Annotated in this window: 16 protein-coding genes and 1 pseudogene; 13 read left to right on the top strand and 4 right to left on the bottom strand. The window is 57.5% G+C overall.

Going from position 1 to position 20,784, the window contains the following annotated elements; all coding sequences use genetic code 11:
• Positions 1-220: 220 nt before the first annotated feature.
• Positions 221-1,441, bottom strand: a complete 1,221-nt coding sequence (locus N018_RS20870; RefSeq protein ID WP_025390648.1) for a GGDEF domain-containing protein — start codon at positions 1,439-1,441, stop codon at positions 221-223.
• Between the two features lie 414 nt (positions 1,442-1,855).
• On the opposite strand from N018_RS20870, the gene gmd reads away from it, so the two are divergent.
• Complete coding sequence (gene gmd / locus N018_RS20865; protein ID WP_024644849.1) at positions 1,856-2,902, top strand: GDP-mannose 4,6-dehydratase; 1,047 nt, start codon at positions 1,856-1,858, stop codon at positions 2,900-2,902.
• A gap of 77 nt (positions 2,903-2,979) precedes the next feature.
• Here gmd and N018_RS20860 read toward each other — a convergent pair whose 3' ends face one another.
• Positions 2,980-3,939, bottom strand: coding sequence for a GDP-mannose 4,6-dehydratase (locus N018_RS20860; protein WP_025390647.1), 960 nt, complete (start codon positions 3,937-3,939; stop codon positions 2,980-2,982).
• A 221-nt stretch (positions 3,940-4,160) separates the two neighbouring features.
• Between N018_RS20860 and N018_RS28810 the strand changes: the two are divergent.
• The 4 genes and pseudogenes from N018_RS28810 to N018_RS20845 form a co-directional block, all read left to right on the top strand.
• Positions 4,161-4,925 (top strand): annotated as a pseudogene (locus N018_RS28810) (PAS domain-containing protein); the annotation flags it as partial.
• Between the two features lie 81 nt (positions 4,926-5,006).
• On the top strand, positions 5,007-5,513 hold the full coding sequence (locus tag N018_RS28805; protein ID WP_438826901.1) for a methyl-accepting chemotaxis protein: 507 nt from the start codon (positions 5,007-5,009) through the stop codon (positions 5,511-5,513).
• 175 nt (positions 5,514-5,688) lie between these two features.
• Positions 5,689-6,957 carry a hypothetical protein gene (locus N018_RS20850; RefSeq protein WP_025390645.1) on the top strand — a complete coding sequence of 423 codons (1,269 nt, stop codon included), beginning with the start codon at positions 5,689-5,691 and terminating at the stop codon, positions 6,955-6,957.
• A 25-nt stretch (positions 6,958-6,982) separates the two neighbouring features.
• Positions 6,983-7,843, top strand: coding sequence for an SH3 domain-containing protein (locus N018_RS20845; RefSeq protein WP_025390644.1), 861 nt, complete (start codon positions 6,983-6,985; stop codon positions 7,841-7,843).
• 190 nt (positions 7,844-8,033) lie between these two features.
• On the opposite strand, the gene N018_RS20840 is transcribed toward N018_RS20845, so the two are convergent.
• Both N018_RS20840 and N018_RS20835 read right to left on the bottom strand, forming a co-directional pair.
• Positions 8,034-9,605, bottom strand: coding sequence for an alkaline phosphatase D family protein (locus N018_RS20840; protein ID WP_025390643.1), 1,572 nt, complete (start codon positions 9,603-9,605; stop codon positions 8,034-8,036).
• Entirely contained in the window at positions 9,602-10,165 is a 564-nt protein-coding gene (locus N018_RS20835; RefSeq protein ID WP_025390642.1) for a GNAT family N-acetyltransferase, read from the bottom strand. Before N018_RS20835 ends, N018_RS20840 begins: the two co-directional genes overlap by 4 nt.
• A 202-nt stretch (positions 10,166-10,367) precedes the next feature.
• Between N018_RS20835 and N018_RS20830 the strand changes: the two genes are divergently transcribed.
• The 8 genes from N018_RS20830 to bcsA all read left to right on the top strand — a co-directional run bounded on the left by N018_RS20830 (position 10,368) and on the right by bcsA (position 20,777).
• A complete protein-coding gene (locus tag N018_RS20830) occupies positions 10,368-10,775 on the top strand; it encodes an ExbD/TolR family protein (RefSeq protein WP_024644856.1) in 408 nt (135 codons plus the stop codon).
• A 2-nt stretch (positions 10,776-10,777) separates the two neighbouring features.
• The gene (locus tag N018_RS20825) at positions 10,778-11,548 is read left to right on the top strand and encodes an energy transducer TonB family protein (protein ID WP_025390641.1); all 771 of its coding nucleotides are present in this window, start codon (positions 10,778-10,780) and stop codon (positions 11,546-11,548) included.
• A gap of 20 nt (positions 11,549-11,568) precedes the next feature.
• Entirely contained in the window at positions 11,569-13,851 is a 2,283-nt protein-coding gene (locus N018_RS20820) for a TonB-dependent receptor (RefSeq protein WP_025390640.1), read from the top strand.
• A 25-nt stretch (positions 13,852-13,876) separates the two neighbouring features.
• A complete protein-coding gene (locus N018_RS20815) occupies positions 13,877-14,527 on the top strand; it encodes a MotA/TolQ/ExbB proton channel family protein (protein WP_003365740.1) in 651 nt (216 codons plus the stop codon).
• Positions 14,528-14,591: 64 nt separating this feature from the next.
• On the top strand, positions 14,592-15,833 hold the full coding sequence (locus N018_RS20810) for a phospholipase D-like domain-containing protein (protein WP_025390639.1): 1,242 nt from the start codon (positions 14,592-14,594) through the stop codon (positions 15,831-15,833).
• A gap of 127 nt (positions 15,834-15,960) precedes the next feature.
• A complete protein-coding gene (mltA, locus tag N018_RS20805; RefSeq protein WP_038401495.1) occupies positions 15,961-17,151 on the top strand; it encodes a murein transglycosylase A in 1,191 nt (396 codons plus the stop codon).
• 285 nt (positions 17,152-17,436) lie between these two features.
• The gene (bcsQ, locus tag N018_RS20800; RefSeq protein WP_024644861.1) at positions 17,437-18,561 is read left to right on the top strand and encodes a cellulose biosynthesis protein BcsQ; all 1,125 of its coding nucleotides are present in this window, start codon (positions 17,437-17,439) and stop codon (positions 18,559-18,561) included.
• On the top strand, positions 18,558-20,777 hold the full coding sequence (gene bcsA / locus N018_RS20795) for a UDP-forming cellulose synthase catalytic subunit (protein WP_024644862.1): 2,220 nt from the start codon (positions 18,558-18,560) through the stop codon (positions 20,775-20,777). Before bcsQ ends, bcsA begins: the two co-directional genes overlap by 4 nt.
• Positions 20,778-20,784 lie beyond the last annotated feature (7 nt).

Here is a 20,784-nt window from a genome sequence, read left to right as displayed (position 1 = left end):
GGATGTAAGTGTGGTAAAGGGTAAACGTACGCGCTAAAACGGCAAAATCCGCATGTGCACAAATAGGTCAAAAATCAGTTTATGAACGTGGCGGCTGTGAAGGCGAGACCCGCAAGCGCAACAGAAACCTGAATAAACGCCAGGAGACATCAGAAATGGTTTTCTGAACACCTGTTGATATTGATCCTCGCAGGACCTCGAAATCTGGCTTGGCAGCCCGCTACACCTGACACTCAAACGCGTCATTGCGCGCGAAACAGGCACAGTTGCGCCCTGCATGCTTGGCCGCGTACAGAGCGTTATCTGCAGCGCTTATCAGGCTCTCGGGCGAAGTGTCGGGTGCTGTTGCGCAAGCTATGCCAAGGCTGATGGTGACGAGTGCGCCTTCGCCCAGTACCGGGTGTGGGAGTTTGAGCGCTGCGACCGAAGCTTGCAGCGTCTCGCTCAGTTTTCTGGCCTGACGGGCATCGGCATTCATCAATATCAGAACTTCTTCGCCACCGAATCGAAACGCCACGGCTTCGTTTTCCTGGGTTTTCTGGCGAATGACCTCGCACAGTAGCTTGAGGCAGGTATCGCCTTGGGGATGGCCATAACTGTCGTTGTAGGATTTGAAATGGTCGATGTCCAGCAGGATTATCGCCACGTTTGTCGGCGTTTTCTGTGCGCTTTCCCAGAAGGAAGTGATCACCTCATCCTGATAGCGCCGGTTGAATAATTGAGTCAGCGCGTCGATACGCGCGATCTCTACCAATTGCGCTTGCAGCAGACGACCGCGCAAGGCGAACAGGTAACTCAAGCGGCTGCCGCGTTCCAGAAAGTAGGAGGCCATCAATAGCAGGGCTGCAGTTGAGACAAACAGCACCGCATTGGCTTGCCAGGTCAGAAAGTCCGCAAAGCCGGCTATGTAGGTCGTTACCAGTTGAATGGCCAGCATGCACAGGATGGCGACTGTCGCGTAGCGTACCGGGAGCTGCTGGATCATGGTGCAGTAGACCATGAGCAGCAGCATCCCCAACTGATAATGAAGCTGGTACGGGCTGTTGCTGTTGATCATCACAATCAGTGGCATCAGCGACGCCATAACCGTGCCGATCGCGGCGGTCGTTTCCAGAACCCTGCGAGAGGTAATGCGCGGTGCGAACAACAGCATCACGATGAACATCGGTGTGATCAGGCATAGCCGGCTCAGTGCTGCGTAGAAAAATACATCCCTTAACATCAGCCAGTCGCTGATCAGGTACAGGTTGTAAATCAGAGCGCCGGCTATCCCGACAGCGGTAATGAACTGCACACGCTGCTGGTGGGTGTCTGCTTCATAACGCCGCTCCAGATCCCGGCCAAAACGCAGCCCCCCGACACCTGAAGCAATCATCTGCTCTACCTCGGCGAGGGTTTTCGAGTCTTCAGGGCTGGGACGATCAAGGGCAGAAGCGAGCATGTTGCACCGGGGGCATTCACATCGAGTCCATTAGGACATTAAAGATGATGTCTTAGTGCCAGCAATCTGCAAAGGGGTAACTTACCGTGTCGACAAGCGGTATCTGCACTGGCGTTAGCCCACATTGGGATTTCCATTTTTTGCCACCCTCGCCCAGGTTCAGGCGCTAACGCGGTGAGAAAGATGAAGCCCTGGCTCGGGTTTTCTGACTCGGGACAGCCTGCTTCCTTCGTTCAGGATGGCGGAAAGCCTGGACGCCTAAATCGGCTGCTTGCACTTCAAGTTACCATCTATAGTAGTGATGTGCTTCGACTCGAACTCGTGGTTTATGTGTGAAGCAAGCGTGCTGAAAGACTGAACGTACGGCCGCGCAAAAAAACAAACCGAGCCAGCTCCAGACCGGAACCGACATTAATGAATGCACCCAAAGAATCCGTAATTATCACTGGCATCACGGGCCAGGATGGCGCTTACCTTACTCAGCTTCTGCTGGAAAAAGGTTATAAAGTCTACGGCACTTATCGCCGTACCAGCTCCGTCAACTTTTGGCGCCTTGAAGAACTTGGCGTAGCCAGGCATCCGAATTTGCATCTGGTTGAGCACGATCTGACCGATCTGAGCGCCAGCATTCGCCTGTTGCAAAAAGCTGAGCCCACTCAGATTTACAACCTGGCAGCACTGAGTTTTGTCGGTGTTTCCTTTGATCAGCCGATAACAACTGCCGAAATTACCGGGTTGGGTGCAGTCAACCTGCTCGAGGCGATACGTATCGTAAATCCCAAGATACGTTTTTATCAGGCATCTACTTCGGAGATGTTCGGCAAAGTGCAGGAGGTTCCGCAGATTGAAACCACATCGTTTTATCCGCGCAGCCCTTACGGTGTGGCCAAGCTGTATGCACACTGGATGACGATCAATTATCGGGAGTCCTACGGTATTTTTGGTGCCAGCGGCATTCTCTTCAATCACGAGTCGCCGCTGCGTGGTAAAGAGTTCGTTACCCGCAAGATCACCGACGCAGCCGCTCGTATTTCATTGGGCAAACCGGAGCTTCTGGAGCTGGGCAATCTGGACGCCAGACGCGATTGGGGATTTGCCAAAGAATATGTCGAAGGCATGTGGCGCATGCTGCAAGCCAAAGAGCCCGACTCATTCGTTCTGGCCACCAATAGGTCTGAAACTGTTCGTGACTTTGTGTCAATGGCTTTCAAGGCGGTCGATATTACCCTTGACTGGGTGGGCAATGCGGAAAACGAACAGGGTATAGACGTCAGCAACGGCAAGACCCTCGTGCAGGTCAATCCCAGGTTTTACCGGCCCTCCGAAGTTGAGTTGCTCATCGGCAATCCCGAAAAAGCCAGGCGTGTGCTTGGGTGGGAGGCCAAAACCGGCCTTGAAGAGCTTTGCCGGCTAATGGTTGACGCCGATCTGAAGCGCAATCAGAAAGGGAGCTCGTTCTGATTTGCCCCGCTGCGTGCAGGATTAAATGCGCGTCAAAACGTTATAGGGTATGCCGCCTTGCTTGAGTGTCCGACGAATCAGACAGTCGAAGCTACCTCGTGACGCCAGTAATCGAGCAAGGTCGTGAGTGTGTCGTTCAACTTTGTGGCCGGCTTCCAGCCGGTGGCGCGTCGTATGGCAGAGTTATCGCCGTATGCGCTGGGTATGTCTGAAGGGCGCATGCGCTCAGGATCAATCGTGATGTCGATGGCGCTTGAGCTCAGCGCCATAAGCCGATTAAGTATCGTATCGAGGCTTGTGGGCTCGCCGCTACAGATGTTCAGGCATCTCGGATAGTCTTCCAGGCGGTCGGCCAGTTTCAGCAGTGCGATGTAGGCATCGCACACATCATGCACATCAAGAAAGTCCCGAGCCGCTTTCAGGTTGCCGACTTTCAATTGCGGAGGCTGCTTACCCGCCTCAATCAAGGCGATCTGCCGGGCAAACGAGGCTGTTGCGAAATCAGGCGATTGCCGGGCACCAATATGATTGAAGGGACGTACAACAATACCTTTCTGACCCTGGCGGAAATATTCGTCGAAGGCTTTTTCAGCGGCAAGCTTGCTGGCTGCGTATGGATTCATGGGCTTGCAAACGCTGTCTTCGCCAAGCGCGTTACCTTGCTTGAATGCCTCACCGTATACTTCCGATGAGCTTACAAACAACACAAAAGCCTCTAGAGCGTTTCGCTGCAATGCCTGTAGCAGGTTCACACTGCCCATGACGTTGGTTTGCCAAGTCAGGACTGGGTCTTTGAAGCTGGTAGGTACATGAGTTACAGCGGCTAAATGCACAACGTGGGTAGGGGCTGTCTTTGACAGTGCGTGCTCCAGGCCGGCAGCATCGCGTATATCGCAACGCATAAACTCGTCGGCATTCGTTGGAATAGACGACTCGGCGCCTACCAGGGCAATCACATGATGCCCTGCCTGTCGCAGCATGCTGCACAGCGTCTGGCCGACAAACCCATTGGCACCAGTGATCAGAATGCGTTGCATCATGGCTTCCTCGATATCCCTGCTCTAGGCCGCGGAGCTTAACAGACACTTTTGACTTGGCAGTCCTCGCCTGCTGCTCATTGACATCAGCATCGCCAACATGGTTTCCATTGCAAGGCTAGCTCACTCAAGGTTTTCTGGTGACATACAGCAATCAGTAAGGAACGCTTTAAATTTCACCTGTCATATTCCGACGAAACACACTCACTACGTCTACGCTTATGCCGATATATACGTACAACCCCACAATCGGTGCAGCCATGTTCAATACTCGCTTGAAAAAGGAATTACAGGCACAGCAGGCCGAGTTATCCATGTACCGGCAAATGCAGAAAGGGATCGACGCGCGAATGCTGTCGTTGACGCTGGATGCCAGCAATCGTATTTCTCATGCCAATGAAAACTTCCTGACGACGCTTGGCTATACGCTCGATCAGGTTGTGGGCCGTGACCTGGACCATTTGATTCCGAGTTACGTCAGACAGCTCAGTTGCTACCGTGACCTCAAGTCATCGATGCAGAACGGCGAGTCGGTTATTGATAGATACCGTTTTCTGCACGCCAACGGCAGTCTGGTCTGGATTCGTGCAATGTGGCAGCCGGTGCTGGATGAGCAAGGCAAGCTGGCGCATCTTCAGTGTTACGGATCTGATATCACTCAGGTCGTCGAAACCGCCGCCGAGAATTCCGCGTTCATTCAGGCACTGTTGCGCTCGAGTGCGGTGATCGAGTTCGATCTGAGCGGGCATGTATTGACTGCCAACGACCAGTTTCTACGCGGCATGGGTTACAACCTGACGCAAATCAAAGGCAAGCATCACAGCCTGTTCTGTGATCCGCAGGAAACATCGCAGACGGCGTACCGTGATTTCTGGGCCACGCTCAACCGTGGCGAGTTTGTCGCCGGTCGGTTCAAACGTATCGACAGCCATGGCCGTGAGGTGTGGCTGGAAGCGACCTACAACCCGGTACATGACGCTCAGGGCAATCTCTACAAGGTCGTCAAGTTCGCCACGCTGGTCACCGATCAGGTCGCCCGCGAAGAGGACGTCAGTCAGGCAGCCAGCGTGGCTTTCGAAATATCCCAAAAGACTGACATCAGCGCCCAGCGTGGGGCCGATGTTGTGCAAAACACTGTCGAGACCATGCGCAAGATCTCCGCAGAGATGCAGTCGGCAGCGTCCGGGATCGAAGCGTTGGGCAAACAGTCATTGTTGATCAACTCTATCGTGCAAACCATTGGCGGTATCGCTCAGCAGACCAACCTGCTCGCGCTCAACGCTGCCATCGAGGCCGCCCGGGCCGGTGAGCAGGGCAGGGGCTTTGCCGTGGTGGCTGATGAGGTTCGCCAGTTGGCCGGTCGTACCAGCGCAGCGACCGAAGAAATCGTCAGCGTCGTGCAGCAGAATCAGGCGCTGGCCGATGAGGCAGTGCGCGGTATGGCCAACAGTCGCACGCAGGCGGAGCAGGGCCTTATGCTGGCCAACGAGGCGGGCGCGGTGATTGTTGAAATTCAGGAAGGGGCCAAGCAGGTGGTGGGTGCCGTCGGGCGGTTTGCCAACCAGCTCAAGTAGCACCTGACGTCGATGGCTATGGTTGAGGTGTTGCGCGGCCGGGATGGCCGGCAATACCTGATAGCTCTGGCATCGTCTCTGGACGACAGGCAAAATGCAGCATTGGTTGATCAGTGATTCAAGCTGCACCTGGGTGCTCTGAATGGCTGATTCCGCTCTGACAAGGACTGGTTGGATGCTGCTTGCTGTACTTGCTGTTCTCAACGCCTTCTGCCTATTGGGCGGCTTGCTTTTCAACGCGGAGTTGTTGAACAAGGCAGGCGCCGACATCCCCCTCAAGAACCTGCAGACCCTTGAGATATACGGTCAGAGCCTGGCGTCGGTCAGTGTTTGTCTGGTGGCCTGGCGCGTATGCATCTGGGCCCACGGTAAATGGGGGCATCAGCAGCATCTCCTGCGCTCCATCATGCTCAGCACCTTGGTTCTGGCCCCGGTAACATGGTGGGTCCAGGGTGTGGTCCCTGACGTCATTGCCGAAGAGTTCCCGTCTGATCTGCGGGTTTACAGCTTGTATGCCTACGTGACGAAAAAAGGTCTGCTCTACGATTCGTTGCAAATCCCCGGCATCCCTTATCAGGAATACCGCGACAAGGGCGAGGGTAAAGCCTTCATCGCCAACCTTGGCGTGCTGATGAGTGTTCAAGGCTCGTATGTCGAGCAGATCGACCGCAATTTTCAGGGTTTTGCTCAAGCCGTCTTCAAGGGCTATACGCGACGCAATGCCGATGTGCTTTATGGGCGTCTGCAAGCAGAGTTCATTCCGGTCTTTGACGATATCGCCCGTGAGTACGTCAGGATAGAGACCGCGAGACGTTCCGGTGTGCCGGGCAACAAACGCGAGCCACTTGCTGCCTCCTCAAACACTGATCAACCAAAGGCCCTCCCAAGCGCCAAGGACTACGCGCTGGCGATGCCATCGGGCCTGCGCAGCCGGCAAGCAATGGCCGACACCCGCGAGGTCCGCCAACTGGCCAGGCACACGCTTGGCCCGCGCTACGTCGAAGGTATGGACCTGCTCGCGACCCGCCACCAGTTCAACGCGTACCTCAACGGCATTGCCGGCAACATGGCCAGCGACGTGGCGAACACTGACGTGCATGGGGAGCAGAGCCTGAGCGTTCTGAAAAACATGTGGTTCGTGCCCTGGTCGTTGCTGAGCGGTCTTTTCACGGGGGCCCTTAATATCGTCGGGTTGCTGCTATCGACCATCGAGCGGCGCGCGTTCATACAGAAGAGGCTTCTGGCTATCAGAGTCGCGGCGATTGCGCTGATTGTGGTGGTCCCCCTGCTTGCCAGCAACGCGATCACTCAATCGCCAGGTTATCGCACCGCGTTCAAGAGCATCGAGACAGGTCCGACCCTGATGGCTGGTGTCTTTCATTGGGCGATGTCTGCGCAAGCCATGTTGTACAACCTGACCAGACCTCTGCTCGACGCGGAGTGAGCCGTTTTAAAAGGGAGCAAATCCAGTGCGCAAGAAATTCGTTGTATCAGTCCTGGCAGTAACGGTCGCCACCTCCGTCACCGGATGTGCGCAGATGGGCATCAGCAAAGAGCAGGCAGGTACTGTGATCGGCGGTATTGCCGGTCTGGCGGTTGGCGCGACGATGGGCAAAGGCAATGGCCAGATCGCTGCGGCGCTGATCGTTGCTGGCGTTGGTGGCTACATTGGCAACCGTATCGGCCAGATGCTCGACGACAAGGATAAACAGGCGCTGGCGCTGCGCACTCAAGAAGTTCTCAATCAGCCAGCCACCACTGTGGCGCAGCCCACTGCCGTCTGGCGTTCCGATCACTCCAAGGCCAGCGCTGTTATTACACCAGGCCCGGAATACAGGGCAACCAGGACTATCGAGATCAAGCGCACACCCAACATTCAGGCCGTGCCGTCAATGAAGCTTATAAACCAGCCTTACTTCACTCGCTCCGGTCTGAATGTGCGTTCGGCACCCGACATGAGGGCTGACAAGGTAGGCAGCCTGCCGGGCAATACCCAGTTCACTGCAGTAGGCTCTACCGGCGACTGGATTCTGGTCGGGCGCAGGGGGGTGACGGTAGGCTATGTGCACAAGGATTACGTGATGACGAAGTCCGACGCCGATGCCATAAAGAGGCGGTCCCCGGTCAAGCTCGATGAGATGAACGTGTCGGCCAGCAAAGAGACCGAGGCATTTGACCTGGGCTCGATCTCGTCTCTGCCGTCCGGCAAAACCGCAGCCGAAACCACCTGTCGGCCGGTAGCGGTGAACCTGAAAACCGAAGGTGGCGCTACCGAGAAGCAGGACAGCACATTTTGCAGGCAGGCCAACGATACGTGGGAGTTGATTTAAGGATTGGCGTAACGTGTACACGAGGCCTGTAGATACCGGTTTCATGCAACTCAGTGTTACTCAGTTGGCGGTCATTACCGAATAGCTGTTCATCGGGCAAGGCCTGGCAATGCGCGGCGCGTCAGGGAGCATTTACTCTCTCTTCACAGTGGACAGTAACGTCCCCAACCTCGCGTATCCAAAGAGTCACCTAGCCAGGTACAGCCCCGGTCTTGCCAGCCTCCACTGCAAATTGCTTGAGCGTCGACACGCTGGCGGCAGGGTCAAGCACCTCCGAAACAACCTGGAAGCGAGTCAGCATTTGCTGCTCGCTCAGGTCCACGGACACATAGCCACGCTGACGGCTATCGAAGAACTTCACATGTGGATTGAGGCCCAGAATGCTGTTGAAAGCGTCGAACGGTGGTCCGCTGGAGGTTACCGAAGTGCCGACGAACTCGGTGGCGACGATGGCTGAATCCGGATTACCTGCGTCGGCGTGCAGGTCGGTGGTCCAGAACGAATGGATATCGCCACCCCAGAACACCGGGTTGCGGGTCTGGTGGCGTTGCAGGGAGGCCAGCACGCGCTCGCGGGTGGTCATGTAGCCGTCCCAGCCGTCGGTCCAGTGGCCCAGCGCCTGGGTCTTGAGATCGCGCTGTTCCAGTGGCGCGACCAGCAAATCCTGGGCAATGACATTCCACTGCCCGGGAGACTCGGCGAAGCTGCGGTCCAGCCAGGCTTCCTGTTCCCAGCCGAGCATGGTGCGTTTCGGGTCATGCAGATCCGGACAGTCGCTGGGCGCGACGTGACCTCGACGGCTGCCGTTGGCCTGGATGCAGGGTTGCTCGGAGCGGTACTGTCGACCGTCCAGCACGTGAAAACGAGCCAGACGCCCGTAGTCGAGGTTGCGGTAGATACGCATTTCCTGTCCTTTGGGCAGGCTGCTGGCGCGCAACGGCATGTGTTCGTAAAACGCCTGATAAGCGGCGGTCCTGCGGCGCAGAAAACTGTCCACAGGCACGCCGGGGTCCTGTGACCACTGAGCGGCGTAATCGTTTTGCACTTCATGATCGTCCCACGTGGCGACGCTCGGCGCGCAAGCATGCAAAGCTTGCAGGTCGGGGTCGGTCTTGTACTGCGCGTATCGATTGCGATAGCCCGCCAGGTCCATGGGGTCAGGTGTAGCGTGGTGACGCGGGAACCGAGGGTTTTCCGCGGATACGTTCATCTCATAGATGTAGTCGCCAAGAAAGAACACCAGATCCGGGCGCTCCGCCGCCAGGTGTCGATAGGCGCTGAAGTATCCTGCCTCCCAGTGCGAACACGACACGAAGCCGAACCGCGCCGAGACCATGGCGCTTGCCGGCGGTGCAGTACACGCCTGCCCGACAGCGCTTTGCGCCCCCAGGCTCTCGAACTGATACCAATACGGACGTCCGGGCTGCAAACCGCTCACTTCGACATGCACTGAATGGGCAAGTCGCGGGTGGGCGGTGGCCTGTCCTGTGCGGACTATGTGAACCATGGCCGCATCGCTGGCGATCTTCCAACGCACTTCAACAGGTTTGTTCAGACCGCCATCACCCGAGGGAGTCATCACTTTTGGTGCCAGACGTGTCCATATCACGAAGCCGTCCGGCAACGGATCGCCAGACGCCACGCCGAGCGTGAATGGATAATCGACCCCCGCGCTGCGCGCAAACGGGCTGAGGATCGACAGCAACGTTGCACCGGCTACTCCAGTAATGATGCGTCGACGGTCCGGGTTGAAATCTGTCATGACGTGGCCTCCGACGATTCGTATTCCGAGCGCAACAGTCCGAACAGCAACATGTTCTTGAACACACCGTTTTTCAGAAATGCCTCTCTGCTACAGCCCTCATAGGATAGCCCGCACTTCTCCAGGACCCTGGCGCTGGCCAGGTTTTCGCTGAAGCACTGGCCGACGATGCGGTTGAGGTTCATGTCCGTGAAGCCATGCCTCAGCAAGCCTTTGGCCGCTTCGCAGGCATAACCCCGATTTTGGTATTGGATTCCTGTCCAGTAACCCAGATTGCCGCTGCGATGCGACATCGAAAGGCGCAGCGACACGATCCCGGTCAACTCTCCGGTTTCCTGGAGGTGAACCCCGAGGCTCACCGCCTCACCGGCGGCGTATTTTTCATGGGTCTCGGCGATGAATGCCTGCGCATGCTCAAGGGTATAGGGACTGGGCAGTGCAGAGGTCATGGCCGCAATCGTCGGCTCGTCGGCCAGGCGCGCGAAGGTAAGTGCCTGTTCAGGCTGCAACGCGGCTAGCAGCAGACGTGATGTTCTGAGGGTGGGCAGCGGGTGACTCATCCGTATTTTCCGTCGGGTTGAATGCTCAAACGCTGCCGCGTTGTTATGGCATTTCCGTGACAGGCTCAATAATCATTTAAGTGCCATGAAATGTACAGGTAACAGCCATGTAACAGTCACGTATCGGTCTTGTAAAACCAACCGATCGGTCATGTTTGGTTGCTAGATTCTCGGCCTCTAACAAGAGAGCGAGAGGCCGGGCATGAGAACGTGGGATGAACCTAAAAAGCGCAAGGCGCACATCGAACTGATCCCCATGATCGATGTGATGATGTTCCTGCTGGTCTTTTTCGTATTGGTAAGTCTGAACGTGATTCCGGCGTTGGGGATGAAAACCCAGTTGCCGAGTGCCAGCAGTTCACAGCAGCTTAAGCCGCAGAACAAATCGATCCTGACTCTGGGACTCAACGGCGAATTACAGCTCGATGGCAAGGCGACCACGGTCGACGCCATTGTGCCTGCCTTGAAAGCACTGGAAAAACCCGACACCAAAACCACGATCATCGTTAACAGTGACAAGGGCGTGGAAGTCGCCCGTCTGGTCGAGATCATGGACACCCTGCGTCTGGGTGGTTTCACGTCAGTCTCCATCGCCACGCGCAAATCCTGACTATGTATTTCCTGTTTCGTGTACGTCAGTGGCTTGGTGGCTTCCCAGCGCTCGTGGCGCTCATCGTGATTGTGATGGGGTTGCAAACACGTGCCTTGAAGGTGGAGCCGGTGTACGACGAGTCGGCCGTCGAGCTGGCGCTGGTCGAGCCCGAACAGCCCGCCCCTGAGCCATTGACGCAGCCCGACCCGCCTCCCATACAACCTGACGAGCCGCCACCTCCGCCGCCTGTTGTAGAGAGCGAAGACGCCGAACCGGCGCCACCGCCTCCCAAGCCTGTTCCCAAGCCTGCTCCCAAGCCAAAAAACAAGCCGGAGATCAAGCCAGAACCAAGGCCTAAACCCTTGCCCAAACCGGCAGTGGCAAAACCCGTCGAGCCGGTTCAGGCACCCAGCAAGCCGATAGCCAGCGCTCCGGTTGCGCCGCCTTCACCGCCTGCGCCACCCGCACCGCCGAAAGTCGACACCCAGGGTATGGAAGGGGGCTACCTCAAAGGACTGCGCAGTGAGCTGGACGGTTACAAACAATACCCGACGGGGCGCCAGGCCTCACTGGAGCGCCCGAGTGGCGAGGTTGTGGTGTGGTTATTGGTCGACCGCCAAGGGCGAGTGCTGGACTCCGGCATTCAGACCCAGGCCTCCAGCATGCTGCTCAACCGCGCCGCCGCCAACAGTCTGCGCCGCATCAAGCAGGTCAAGCCGTTTCCCGAGCAAGCCTTTGGCGGACGCAGCGAACAGCGCTTCACCGCTACCTTCAACTACAGCGTGCAATAGCACTGACAAGGAACAGAGTGATGAAGCTTTCCAGAATTCACCTTGCGTTGGTCGCCGCGGGCATGAGTCACGGCATGGTCATGGCCGACTCGAATGCCAGTGATGTCGGCACCATTGGTGTGCAAGGCAAGGCGACAGTCGGGGGTGGCTACATGGTGCAGGAGGAGAGCATCAAGGCGCGCTCCACTGTCACCAAGGAAGCGCTCGACAAGCAGACCGCGACCGGGAATGCGATCGACAAGCTCAAGTACACGCCGGGCCTGAACATCTCCAGCGAAGACGCCACGGGCCTTTCTGGTTTCAAGTTCACCATGCGCGGGCTCAACTCCGATCAGGTAGGCATGTCGGTAGACGGTATGCCGATCAACGACTCCGGTAACTACGCGCTGTACTCCAATCTGCTGGGGGACCCGGAAAACATCGATCAGATTTTCGTGACTCAAGGCTCTGCCGAAAGTGACGGCCCGCATATCGGTTCCAGCGGCGGCAACATCGGTATTGTCACCATTCGTCCCACCAAGGAAACCGGCGCATTCGTCAAACAGGTGGCGGGCAGCAACGGCACTTACAAAACGTTTGCGCGGCTCAATACCGGCGAGATAAACGGGCTGAGCAACTGGCTGTCGATGTCCCATACCGAAGGTCAGAAGTGGCGCGGCGATGGCGCTGTGCGCGCCGACAAAGTGGAGTGGAACAGCTTCTTCGACATGGGCTCGGGCAATACCGCCAATCTGATCCTCAAGTACCACGAGCAAGACAACAACAGCTATAGCCAGCTCACCAAGAGTCAGTTCCAGCAGAACGGGCGCAAGTTTGACCCTTATCCTTCGACGCCTGCGCTGGGCAGCAACGGCAAATTGTCCAGCTACTACGAGCTGGCGCAGAACCCGTTCCAGACGTTCACCGGCGTGCTCAATACCCAATTCAAACTGGCCGACAATCTGTCTCTTTCAGTCATCCCCTATTATTTCTGGGGTAACGGCAGCGGCGTGAACAGTTCTTCCTATGCGCTCAATCGCGGCTCGAATCAGAACGGTTTATTCGACCTGAGCAACCTGCCGACGGCGGCGGCTTATAACGCAGACGGATCATCGACCACTGGCGTGTATTACCGGCCTTCGCGCACGCAGACATGGCGTCCGGGGATCACCACCAAGTTGAACTGGGACGTCAACGACGAGCACAGCGTACAGGTCGGCTACTGGTACGAACGCGCCCGCCAGTCGCAGACTCAGCCTTTCATCCGTCTGAAGAGCAATGGCAAGCCCGAAAGTATCCAGCCGGATTCGGATTACATGGTCGATGCCAACGGCAATGAAATCCAGGGCCGTGACCGCTATACCGTGACGCCTGCACAAAAAGTCTGGGCTCAGGACACCTGGTATTTCGCCCCGGACTGGACGCTGGTAGGCGGTTTGGCCTACATGAATGTCGAGCGCGAAGGCACCAACCACGGCAGCCTGACCGAGCGGCCGGAAAAACGCGACCAGACCTACAACAAGCTGTTGCCTAACGTCGGCCTCAAATATCAGCTGGATGAGCGCGACCAGTTGTTCTACAGCCTGTCACGCAACATGCGCGTGCCGCAGAACTACGTCCTTTATGACCCGGGCACCGGTTCCATCGACAGCAAGCCGGAAACCAGCTGGAACCATGAACTGGGCTGGCGCTACACCGAACAAGACATGACGCTGGCGGCCACGCTGTTTTACATGCAGTTCAAGGACCGTCAGGTGTCATCAAAAGATATCAACGGCGACTTTGCCGACATCAATGCCGGTGCAGTCGACAACAGCGGTCTGGAACTGGAATGGAGTGGCTTGCTGCCGCACCATTTCAATTACTACACCTCGTACACCTACACCCGCGCCAAACAGAAAGATGACCTGACCGTCTTCAATAACGGCGCAGCCATCGAGCTGCCCACCAGTGGCAAGCAGTTTTCCAACGTGCCGAAGAACATGCTGGCCGCCAACATCGGCTACGACGACGGCAGTTATTACGGGACCTTTGGCGCCAAGCTCACCAGCAAGCTGTATGGCGACCTGACCAACGACGAAAGTATTCCGGGGCGCACCATCTTCAATCTGGGCGCAGGGATCTACCTTCCGGTGGACAAGAAAATCGTCAAGGATGCCACCTTGCGTCTGAACGTCGACAACCTGTTCGACAAGGAATACCTCGACGGCGTGTACACCACCAAAACCAACGCGGCCACCTACAGCGGTTTCCGCGATGGCGACCCGGCCTACATCGTCGGGGTCGAGCGTACCGTTACCGTTTCTCTTGAAGCCAATTTCTAATCTTCATTGACCAGAGGTCCGTGCCATGGACATGAATCAGCTTCACGACATCACCTTCTATGTGATGTACGCCGCCATCGCGATAGCGATCTTTGTCGCGATCGAACGAGGCATCTACTTTGCTTACGTGCGTCGCCAGTCGCGGGCGCTGCAAACGGCACTCGGTGCTTCGGTGCACAGTGAAAAGGATCTGCCGGAGACGCTGACGCGCCGGACCAGCCTGCCACTGGAAATGGTCCTGCCGGTGCTTGCGCAAAAAAATGCGCAGGGCTCGCGCAGAGACCTGGATGATGTCATCGAAACCCAATACCTGAGCACTCGCGCACCGCTGGCCAGAAGCCTCTGGCTGATCGAGACCATCACCACGGCAGCACCACTGTTGGGGTTGCTGGGGACTATTCTGGGCATCATCGATACCTTCAAGGCCCTGGCCAGTGCTGGGGTGTCCGATCCCGGGCAGATTTCTGCCGGTATTGGCACGGCGTTGTTCGCAACAGGTCTGGGTATCGCAATCGCCTTGTTCTGCGTGGTCTTTCACAACTACTTTCAGGACAGCCTGGAACGCATCAATGACCAACTCAAGATCCTGTTGATCCGCGCCTCCAGCGGGGCACGTGTTCATGACGAAGCCGAGCATCCGGCTGCTTCGGCTCAACCGAAATATCGGACGGCCTGATCAACTTAACGGCGCGTGCCTCTGGCATGCGCCATCTTGTCTGTGTCTGGCGATGAGGTTCGCAATGCCCTTTTACCCTTCGTATCGTCGACTGTCCCAGAGCTACCGCGCCGTGATCGCAGCGTTACTGCTGGGCAGTTCTTGCGCGCAAGCAGACTTCTCCATCCCGGGTTTCGAGCTGGTACACACCGTGCCGCTCGGGTCTGACCTGCAGACGCCTGACCTGCGAGCACCCGGCGAGGTCTGGCGCGAGCTGTTTGACGGGGCGCGCGAGCGTATCGATATCGAACAGTTCTACGTTGCCGACCACGCAGGCTCGGTTATGGACAAGGTGCTTGAAAGCCTGACGTCAGCCGGGCTGCGCGGAGTGAAAATTCGTTTCCTGCTGGAAGAAAAGGGCCTGAAACTGTCCGACCCGCAGACCCTTGAGCGACTGCGCGCCATCCCCAACCTGACTCTGCGTGTGCTGCCCTACGCCAAGCTCACCGGCAGCGGCATTATCCACGCCAAATTCCTGGTCGTGGATGGCCGACAGGCGTTCATCGGTAGCCAGAACTTCGATTGGCGCTCACTGGAGCATATCCACGAAACCGGCCTGCGCATTGACGAAGCAACCGTAGTGGGTCAGACGCAAGCCATATTCGATCAGGACTGGCTTGCCCAGGCTGCGATTACCGAGGGCCAACCGGCGCCGATGCCGCGCCCGGCCAGTAGCACAGTGCCCGACGGCAACTACCTGACCGCCAGCCCGCAGCGCTATAACCCGCCAGGGGTCGTCGACTCTCAGGCCGAACTGCCCCGTTTGCTGGCGCAAGCCAAAAGCGAGGTTCGTGTCCAGTTGCTGGATTACGCGCCCTTGTCCTACGGCCCCGACAAAACCCGGCCTTACTATGCGGTCATCGATAATGCTCTGCGCAGCGCAGCCGCCCGCGGCGTTTCGATAAAGCTCATGGTGTCCGACTGGAACACCGGCATGCCCGAAGTCGCCTACCTCAAAAGTCTGGCCCTGGTGCCCAACGTGCAGGTGCGTATCGTCACATTGCCGATGGCAGCTCAGGGCTTTATCCCCTACGCACGCGTGATCCACAGCAAGACCATGGATATTGATAATAAGGTTGCCTGGGTCGGCACCAGCAACTGGCTCGGCGGCTACCTCGACAACTCGCGCAATCTGGAAGTGGTGATGCACGACGGCTCGATGGCCAAACGCATCGGCCAATTACACGAGCAGCTGTGGGATGGACCCTATGCCAAACCCATCGACATCAATCGCGACTACCCGGAACCACATCCGGGCCAGCCTTGAGGGGCATTGGGTGAATGGCTTGTCGGGCAATAAAGCGCGGCCCCCTAGGACCCAACGCCCGCTTCAGCCACAATGACACCCTTCACCCACCAGCCTGCTGCGGGCTGTAAAAGGATTGGTGCTACTGATGATGCTCTCTTTCAAGCCATGGTTGCGGGGCCTGGCGCTGGCTTTGCCAATGACTGCGTTGCTGACCGCGTGTGACAAGTCCGACAAGCCGGTGACGCCGCCTGCGCCGCCGCATACCACTTACACCCAGGCCACCTGGGAAGCACTGCCAGCGGTTTCGGATGCCGACCTGCAGGCCGGTTTTGCCTCGTGGCGCAGCGCCTGCGTCCGCCTCAAGACTGATGCAGTGTGGGGGCCGACGTGTGCTGCGGCGGCGAGTCTCGCGGCTGCGCCTGATGCGGCTCAGATCCGTACGTTTTTGCAGAGCCAGTTGCAGGTCTACAGCCTGCGTTCCGATGGCGGCAGTGCCGATGGCCTGATCACTGGCTATTACGAGCCAGTCTACCCCGGCAGCCTGACTCAGACGGCAACAGCTAACGTGCCGGTCTACGGTATTCCGGATGACCTGATCGTAGTCAATCTGGACAGTATTTACCCCGAACTCAAGGGCAAGCGTCTGCGTGGACGGCTTGAAGGGCGGGTGCTCAAACCCTACGACGATGCTGCGACGATCAACACGCAAGGCTTGAACGCGCCGGTGATTGCCTGGCTGACCGACCCTATGGATCTGCAGTTCCTGCAGATCCAGGGCTCCGGAAGAGTGAGTCTGGAGGATGGCTCGCAGCTGCGTCTGGGCTATGCCGATCAGAACGGTCGTCCGTATCGCGCGATTGGTCGTTGGCTGGTAGAACAGGGGCAGGTGAAGAAGGAAGACGTGACCATGGGCAGCATCGCGGCCTGGGCCAAGGCGCATCCGGAGCGGGTCAGCGAGCTTCTGGCCAGCAACCCGAGTTACGTGTTTTTTGCCCGCAACCCTGACAGCAATGAAGGCCCGCGCGGCTCGCTCAACGTGCCGCTCACGCCAGGTTACAGCGTGGCCATCGACCGCAAGGTGATTCCGCTGGGCAGCCTGCTCTGGTTGTCCACCACGCGTCCGGACGGCAGCAGCGTGGTGCGCCCGGTTGCGGCGCAGGACACCGGTGGTGCGATTGCCGGTGAAGTACGCGCTGATCTTTTCTGGGGCACCGGCGACGAAGCCGGCAAGCTGGCTGGAGACATGAAGCAGAAGGGCAACATCTGGCTGTTGTGGCCCAAGGGCATGGCGTTACCTCAGTCAGCGGAAACAGCTCAGAGTCAAACCAGTCACTGATCGGTTCCGATCAATTTTCTCGCAGATAGACGGTTATAGCATCTTGATAGATGCATAGTCCGCTATCTGCCGGATGTTTCTCCACCCCCCTGTCTCACTGAAAACGACCGAATCACCGTTTTCAATCGCCAATTAAATGTCATATTTTGAGAAAAATACCGCTTATCGAGAAAGTTCAGTCAATTTGCATCAATTTATTGACAGTATCAAAGTGATACCACACATTAGTGTTAATGCTTTTTCACAAGGACCGTGCGTTACGGCCCCTATCTGAGGTCGTAAAGGATGAACCGAACTGACGACGTAGCTAATTTGTTTCGACATTTTGGCGCAAGTTCTGAAGGTTATCTGGAAATGGACAGCAGCCTGGATTACCAGGAATCGTCGGCTTCCGGTAAGACCCCTGTTGCGCTGCACAGCGTGATTCTTCAACCGAGTGTTGAGCAGCTTTTTACAGAGCTGCCTGTTCAGTCTGATCCAGCCTTGAGTCTGGTGGCCAAACGTACGACATCGGGTCCACTGGGGAATCTGCTCGCCGAGGCGGCCACGGCGCGACAGACTGAAGCGCTGGTACGCAACAACGAAGCGCTGGTTCAATCGAAGGGCAAGGATCAACCATCAAGGACTCCGGCGCATGTCATCGCGGTGATATCCGCCAAGGGCGGGGTCGGTAAAAGTACCCTGAGTGCGGCACTTGCCAGTCTGGTCAGAGTACCCGGCGGGCAGACACTGGCCATCGACCTCGACCCTCAGAACGCCTTGCAGCATCACCTCAACGCCAGCCCGGATGTAGCAGGTCCTGGTGGTGCCAGTCTCTTCGGTGAAAACTGGCGCGCACTGCTGCTGAGTGGGTCTGCCGACACGCAGTTGCTGCCCTATGACGCGCTGCAGCCGGATGAACGCCACTCTCTTCAGCGCTTTCAGGAAAACGACACAAACTGGCTGGTTCGCCAGATCGCCCGCATGCAGTTGAATCCGCGTGATGTGGTGATTCTTGACGTGCCGTGCGGCGATCTGCAAATGCTCCAGCAGGCATTGAATGCCGCCGACCAGGTGCTGGCCGTGCTCACCGCCGATGCGGCGTGTTACCTGACGCTGGATCAACTGCAGGGTTGGCTCGCGCCGGTGCTGGCACGCCCGCAACCGCCAGTCTGTCATTACGTCATCAATCAGTTCGATGCATCGCGCACGTTCAGTTGCGACATGCATGACGTGCTGAAGCGGCGCCTGGGCAAGCGCCTGCTGGGCGTCATACGCAAGGATGATGCGCTCGCAGAAGCCCTGGCTTACGGGCATAACCCGGTTCAGGTGCCAAGTGCCTCACCCGGTACTCAGGACCTGCGCGCGATGAGTCATGTACTGATTGCCCGACTGCTGGCTCAGGAAGTAAAAGAGACTCAATTGTCATGACCAACCTGTCGCTCGACGCGTCCGTACCCCGGACGCGCACATCGTCGTGGCTGAATGCTTTAACGGCAGGGTTCGACGGCCTGCCAAAGACCTTGCGCCGGGTTCTGAAAATCACCTCGATTGTGGTCGGCTTACTGCTGATGGCGCTGGTCGTCACCGCGCCACTCGACCTCACCGCGCAGTGCTTTTTTGCCCTGGCATGCTTTGCCGCAATGCTGTTGATTCGCAAGATACCGGGACGTCTGTCAGTGCTGGCACTGGTGACGCTTTCGCTGCTGGCCTCGTTTCGTTACATGTACTGGCGCCTGACGTCGACCCTGGATTTCGAGAACTGGCTGGACAGCCTGCTGGGTTACGGGCTGATCGTTGCCGAGTGCTATACGCTGATCGTGATCGTACTGGGTTATGTACAGACAGCCTGGCCGTTGCACCGCAAGCCGGTGATCATGCCGAGTGATTCCAGCCAGTGGCCGACCGTGGATGTGTTCATCCCGTCGTACAACGAAGCGCTGAGCATCGTGAAGCTGACCATTTTTGCTGCACAGTCCATCGACTGGCCACGCGACAAGCTGCGGGTCTATGTGCTTGATGATGGCCGTCGCGAAGACTTCCGTGAGTTCTGTGAGCAGATCGGAGTGGGCTACCTGACGCGCGACAATAATCGTCACGCCAAGGCCGGCAACCTCAACGAGGCGCTCAAGAGCACCGACGGCGAATACATCGCCATGTTTGATGCCGATCACGTTCCGACCCGTTCTTTTCTGCAAGTCGCCATGGGCTGGTTTATCAAGGATGCGAAGCTGGCGATGTTGCAGACGCCGCACTTTTTCTTTTCGCCGGACCCGTTTGAAAAGAACCTCGACACGTTCCGCAGTGTGCCCAACGAAGGTGAACTGTTTTACGGCTTGCTGCAGGATGGCAATGACCTGTGGAACGCGACGTTCTTTTGTGGCTCCTGTGCGGTGCTGCGTCGCTCCTCGTTGCTGGAAGTCGGCGGTGTTGCCACCGAAACCGTGACCGAAGACGCGCACACTGCGCTCAAGCTCAACCGTGCGGGTTACAACACGGCCTATCTGGCTATCCCGCAGGCCGCAGGTCTGGCCACCGAAAGCCTGTCGCGCCATGTGGCCCAGCGCATTCGCTGGGCGCGGGGCATGGCGCAGATTTTCCGCACCGACAATCCGCTGCTCGGCAAGGGCCTGTCGATCGGCCAGCGGTTGTGCTACGCCAACTCCATGTTGCACTTCTTTTATGGCCTGCCGCGTCTGGTGTTCCTCACCGCGCCGCTGGCCTACCTGCTGTTTGGTGCCGAAGTCATGCACGCATCGGCGCTGATGATCACTGCCTATGTGTTGCCACACCTTGCACACGCCAGCCTGACCAACTCGAAGATACAGGGCCGCTTCCGGCATTCGTTCTGGAACGAGGTCTACGAGGCAGTGCTGGCCTGGTACATCATGGGGCCGGTGCTGATGGCGATGATCAACCCGAAATTCGGTGGTTTCAACGTCACCGACAAGGGCGGTGTGGTCGAAGAGAAATTTTTCGACTGGGCGCTGGCGCGGCCTTATATCGTGTTGCTGACGCTGAACGCTGTGGTTTTTGTGCTCGGTATCTACAGCCTGTATCAGTTGGGTTGGAACAATGATGCGATCACTCTGACCATCGTGATCAACATGGCCTGGACGCTCTACAACATCATTATCACCAGTGCCGCCATTGCAGTAGCCAGCGAGATTCGCCAGGTGCGCACTGAGCCCCGGGTACAGGCAAAACTGCCGATTCGCGTCACCCGTACCGACGGTGTGATGTTCAACGCCGTGACCCAGGATTTTTCGCAGACCGGTCTGGGCCTTTTGCTGCCTGCCGACTCGGGTATTGGCGCTGGCGACCACATCACTGTGGCGCTGTATCGCGGTGCGCAGGTCAATGAGTTCCCGGCCACGGTGATGTTCTGCCGAGATGGCTACCTGGGCACACATTTCGGTGATTTGTCGCTGCGACAGCAAAGCGAGCTGGTACGCCTTACATTCGGCCGTGCCGACACCTGGGCCTCTACCTGGGGGCATGGCAAACCGGATTCACCCCTGGCTGCGCTGCGCGAAGTCAGTCATATCGGTGTCCGCGGCGTCATCGAGTTGCTCAAGGCTACTCACAAGGATTTCAGCCGGTTATTGCCAACACGCAAAAGACCTTCCCCACCTCCTGCAAACTGATGGATTG

The sequence above is a fragment of the Pseudomonas syringae CC1557 genome (assembly GCF_000452705.1).
Taxonomy (GTDB): domain Bacteria; phylum Pseudomonadota; class Gammaproteobacteria; order Pseudomonadales; family Pseudomonadaceae; genus Aquipseudomonas; species Aquipseudomonas syringae_F.
This window is presented reverse-complemented; position numbering and strand designations above follow the sequence as displayed.

What these genes read in the sequence shown, in the direction of transcription:
- N018_RS20850 (WP_025390645.1), top strand. Translation starts at nt 5,689, where the DNA reads ATGCTGCTTGCTGTACTTGCTGTTCTCAACGCCTTCTGCCTATTGGGC.
- N018_RS20860 (WP_025390647.1), bottom strand. Translation starts at nt 3,939, where the DNA reads ATGCAACGCATTCTGATCACTGGTGCCAATGGGTTTGTCGGCCAGACG.
- bcsQ (WP_024644861.1), top strand. Translation starts at nt 17,437, where the DNA reads ATGAACCGAACTGACGACGTAGCTAATTTGTTTCGACATTTTGGCGCA.
- N018_RS20815 (WP_003365740.1), top strand. Translation starts at nt 13,877, where the DNA reads ATGGACATGAATCAGCTTCACGACATCACCTTCTATGTGATGTACGCC.
- N018_RS20825 (WP_025390641.1), top strand. Translation starts at nt 10,778, where the DNA reads ATGTATTTCCTGTTTCGTGTACGTCAGTGGCTTGGTGGCTTCCCAGCG.
- mltA (WP_038401495.1), top strand. Translation starts at nt 15,961, where the DNA reads ATGATGCTCTCTTTCAAGCCATGGTTGCGGGGCCTGGCGCTGGCTTTG.
- N018_RS20820 (WP_025390640.1), top strand. Translation starts at nt 11,569, where the DNA reads ATGAAGCTTTCCAGAATTCACCTTGCGTTGGTCGCCGCGGGCATGAGT.
- N018_RS20870 (WP_025390648.1), bottom strand. Translation starts at nt 1,441, where the DNA reads ATGCTCGCTTCTGCCCTTGATCGTCCCAGCCCTGAAGACTCGAAAACC.
- N018_RS20835 (WP_025390642.1), bottom strand. Translation starts at nt 10,165, where the DNA reads ATGAGTCACCCGCTGCCCACCCTCAGAACATCACGTCTGCTGCTAGCC.
- N018_RS20840 (WP_025390643.1), bottom strand. Translation starts at nt 9,605, where the DNA reads ATGACAGATTTCAACCCGGACCGTCGACGCATCATTACTGGAGTAGCC.
- N018_RS20830 (WP_024644856.1), top strand. Translation starts at nt 10,368, where the DNA reads ATGAGAACGTGGGATGAACCTAAAAAGCGCAAGGCGCACATCGAACTG.
- gmd (WP_024644849.1), top strand. Translation starts at nt 1,856, where the DNA reads ATGAATGCACCCAAAGAATCCGTAATTATCACTGGCATCACGGGCCAG.
- N018_RS20810 (WP_025390639.1), top strand. Translation starts at nt 14,592, where the DNA reads ATGCCCTTTTACCCTTCGTATCGTCGACTGTCCCAGAGCTACCGCGCC.
- bcsA (WP_024644862.1), top strand. Translation starts at nt 18,558, where the DNA reads ATGACCAACCTGTCGCTCGACGCGTCCGTACCCCGGACGCGCACATCG.